This is a genomic window from Novipirellula sp. (genome assembly GCF_041583735.1).
In the GTDB taxonomy this organism is placed as follows: Bacteria; Planctomycetota; Planctomycetia; order Pirellulales; family Pirellulaceae; genus Novipirellula.
In genome coordinates this window covers 1-4,025 of the sequence record NZ_JBFHFD010000738.1, presented here as the reverse complement: position 1 = coordinate 4,025, position 4,025 = coordinate 1, and the positions used below count along the sequence as shown (strand labels likewise).

The window sequence follows — 4,025 nt, the reverse complement described above, 5'->3', positions numbered from 1 at the left end:
TGTCTGTGTGCGTGATACCGGAATTGGTATCCCCACCAATAAATGCAAAAGCGTGTTCAATGAATTCGAACAAGCCGATACGTCGACCACGCGGCGCTATGGCGGCACTGGCCTGGGACTCGCGATTTCCTCGAAACTTGTTGGTATGATGGGAGGCTCGATTTGGGTCGAAAGCGAAGTCGGAATCGGTAGCCGATTTTTCTTTACTGTCCGTCTGCAAATCGCCGACGAAGACGTGCAATCAACCAACCAACGAGGCATGGTCGTGGTCGGCGGCACGCGTGTGCTTGTCGTCGATGACAACGAAACGAATCGCTTGATCTTGCACGAAATGCTGACCAATTGGGGCATGCATCCTACGTTGGCCTGCGGCACCGAAGAAGCGATCACCGAAATCAAAACGGCGATCGAAACCGAGGCCCCGTTTGGCTTGACGATCGCCGACGTCAACATGCCCGAACAAGATGGATTTGAATTCGCCAAACGCGTCCGAAACGAACAAGGTATTGATGACATGCCGATCATCATGCTGACCTCCGGAGGACGGATCGGCGACAAACAACGTCGAAGCGAATACCGAGTTACCGACCGTTTGATGAAACCTGTCAAACAATCCGAATTGTTCGATTCGGTCGTCCGTGCTCTCGGCGTCAACGTCACCGAAGACCATCACGAACAACACCGCAGCGAAGATTTTGACATTCGTCCGCTAAACATCTTGCTCGCCGAAGACAATATCGTGAACCAAAAATTAGCCGTCGGCGTGCTCACGAAATATGACCACAAAGTCACCGTGGTCGGCGACGGCCAACAGGCGGTCGATGCGGTCAGCAAGACGGCATTTGATGTGGTTCTAATGGATGTTCAAATGCCGGAAATGGATGGCTTGACCGCCGCACGAAAAATCCGCGAAGCAGAACAGGGAACCGGACAGCATGTCCCGATCATTGCCATGACGGCACATGCGATGAAGGGTGACCGCGAAGGCTGCCTCGAAGCGGGAATGGATGAGTATGTTCCGAAACCAATTCGCATCACCAACCTTTTCGAGAAACTTGCTCTCGTTCTAAACCGAACGGATTTTCAGCTTCCGCCCGCCGAAACCGTCGTGACGAATCACGAGCCTGCCGATCAAGCAAACGAGGCCTGCGACGAAAACGCCACCGATTCGACCGATTCGCGGGAATCCTTTCACGACGCCCCCGATCCGCCAAACACGGCGGAGTGTCACAGCGAGATGCAATCGAATGAATCGAATGAATCGAATGAATCGAACGCTTGGATCGATTGGGACAAACTCTACAACACGATTGGAAACAACCCGTCACTCATTGCCGAATTGTTCAAAGCATTTGCAGAAGAAAGCGAGACGTTGATCGAGCAAATTGACAAAGCCATTAGTGATCGCGACCCTGACTTGTTAAAGAGCTCGACTCATACACTGAAAGGGGCTTCGATGGCGATTGGCGCCACCCAATTGTCCGAGTGTACTTTGGAAATCGAAAAGGCGGCTAAGAGCAATCAATTTGAAAACGTGGGTGTCGATCAGGAACGCCTCCACCAATTGCTCCGTGGGACGCTTGGCGAAACCAATGCGTTTCTCAGCAACGCCGCGAATTAAGTTGGATGCAGCGAGGTTTTCCCTTTGCTATCTATCTTGTCTAGTTCGCTGCGCTTACAATTTTGAGTGCTGCCGCGGTAAGTCAAACACCTCGACAAAGCCCTTTTTTTAGGAAAGCACGATGTCGCGTGTTCTATTAGCAGAAGACAGCCCTACTCAAGTCATCATGCTGCGTGCGCTTCTTGAAGAAGACTCGCACGAAGTTCTGGTCGCCACCGATGGAGCCAAGGCGCTTGCGATGATGAGCGAGCAACTTCCCGACATCGTCGTCACCGACATGCAAATGCCCAACATGAATGGGCTCGAACTCGTTCAAGCCATTCGTGTCCAATATGCTTCGGTACCGGTGATCCTGATCACAGGCCAAGGCAGCGAAGAACTTGCAGCCCAAGCGTTACTCGAAGGCGCCGCAGCCTATCTCCCCAAATCGGTTGTCGACGAAGAGTTGTTGGGATCGATTGAGCATGTTCTCGGATTGCTGGAAACTCAAATGAGTTACCAGCATTTGATTGACCGCCTCGATTACAACCAATTTCAATTCACACTCGAAAACAATCCAGATTTGGTTCCGTCGCTGGTCAATCTGATGCAGCAAATGGTCGGCGGCATCCATCTTTGTGATGAAGTCACTCGCGCTCGGATCGGCATGGCGATTGAACAGGCATTATTGAATGCGATGATCCGAGGCAATCTCGAAATCAGCCACCACGAGCAACTCAGTGACGAAGAATTGCACGTCGCGGAGGAACTGACGCTGATTGAAAAAAGACGTTCACAATCGCCCTACGGGGATCGCCGCGTGATCTTTCGTGCCCATCTCGGCCGTGAACAACTCGCCTTTATCGTCAGCGATGAGGGGAATGGATTTGATACCGAAGCGTTTTCAGACACCAAAACCAACGATGTGCTTGATGCCGAAGAGGGACGCGGGTTGGTGTTGATCCGATCGTTTATGGACGAAGTTCGTTTCAATGAATCCGGAAACGAAATCGTCATGATCAAAAACATCTAAGACCTTCGCTCGCACGTAAGCGGCCGGGACTCGCAATTTACCCGGTGGCTTACTCGCGGCACCGCGTCAAGCTTTGCGCCGCCACTTGAGAAATGATTCGTCGCGTCAATCAGATCATCAGCTCAACGTGCTTTGGCATCGACGACGTCTCGGGCGAATCGTCCGCAGGTTTTCGCCAAGTCCGCCACGATCGCATTGGATGAAGCACGATTCCTGGGGCGACGGTAATGGCCATCATCAACCAAGTCAGCCCCATGACGACGCCGGCTAACGAACGGCGGTAGACGTTCTTACCAAACACATCGCCTTGTCCCACCGACGGATGTATCGCCGGAGCGATTGGCATCGCGTACTGATCTGCTATCGCTTTGGCATCGACCACATTGATCACGGGCACGTTCTTGGCCAACATCCGCGCGGCAATACAATTAGGTAACGGTTGATCGCCAGGAATCTCGGTATGGACACCGGGTGAAAAACGCTCGTTGCCTTCGCTGCCGCCGATCGACGCCGATCCGCCCCCGATATTCACATACGCCGCATACGCATCGGATTGAATTTCCGACTCGTACAGCGTCATCCGCTCATCGATCAAATCTCGCAAGCCAGTGGATGTAAGCATCGGAATACCGTTACGTTTCATTGCGTCGGCAAGCAATTGGCGTGTTTGCTCGGGCATTCCCGAGGCACGATCGTACAGTCCGCCAAAGGTTCCCGCTTTCGCACGAAACGAGATCAGGTCGGCATCATGTAAATATTTTTCCATGTCGACCCACATCATTTCAGGCCGATTCGCACCATACTGGCTCGATGCCGCTGACAAAATGATGGTCGGCTTTAACTGTAACGTCTCGGCGGCCGCGTAGACTGCGATATTCAATGCAGGCCACGAACCGCTAGCGCCGATCGCCACCCGATCCCCTGGCTTGACTCCGGCCTCTTCAAGCCACTTCACCACCACGGCGGCGAAATTCGGATTGATTGACGTCTGTTTTGACTCTAGCGAGCCTAACTTGCTGGTGACAAGCGACATCGAAGGGCCGACCAAGTGCGAGCCTTGCGGATCCAACTTGGCGACCGCGGGAAGCCCTTGTTGTTGATGGACGTCGGCGATCACTCGCATTGCAGACTCTGCTTTCATTGCCGCTGCAAGCAGTTCCCCCTGGTGTTCGGGAGAGACTTTCGCAGGCCAAAAATGCACGACCGCCATTCCCGAGAGCGACAGGATCATGCCGGCCCACAACCCCACACGCGACAGACGTTTGGGCCGCCAATACATTACTTGAAAGGGTGTCTTTCCCGTTTCCACATTGCTACTAATATCGTTCATCCAATGACCTCCACGCCAACAAGAATCAATGTCAAACGCACGAGAACCGCCGAGGACATCAT

The 4,025-nt window shown here is 53.0% G+C and carries 3 protein-coding genes; 2 read left to right on the top strand and 1 reads right to left on the bottom strand.

What is annotated here, in order from left to right; translation table 11 throughout:
• Together ABX962_RS31895 and ABX962_RS31890 are read left to right on the top strand one after the other, a co-directional pair.
• Window positions 1-1,621, top strand: a 1,621-nt coding sequence (locus tag ABX962_RS31895; protein WP_372725672.1) for a response regulator, incomplete at its 5' end; no start/stop codon positions are given.
• Window positions 1,622-1,742: 121 nt separating this feature from the next.
• Window positions 1,743-2,633 carry a response regulator gene (locus tag ABX962_RS31890; protein ID WP_372725671.1) on the top strand — a complete coding sequence of 297 codons (891 nt, stop codon included), beginning with the start codon at window positions 1,743-1,745 and terminating at the stop codon, window positions 2,631-2,633.
• Between the two features lie 109 nt (window positions 2,634-2,742).
• Here ABX962_RS31890 and pgsW read toward each other — a convergent pair.
• Window positions 2,743-4,025, bottom strand: a 1,283-nt coding sequence (gene pgsW, locus ABX962_RS31885; RefSeq protein ID WP_372725669.1) for a poly-gamma-glutamate system protein, incomplete at its 5' end; no start/stop codon positions are given.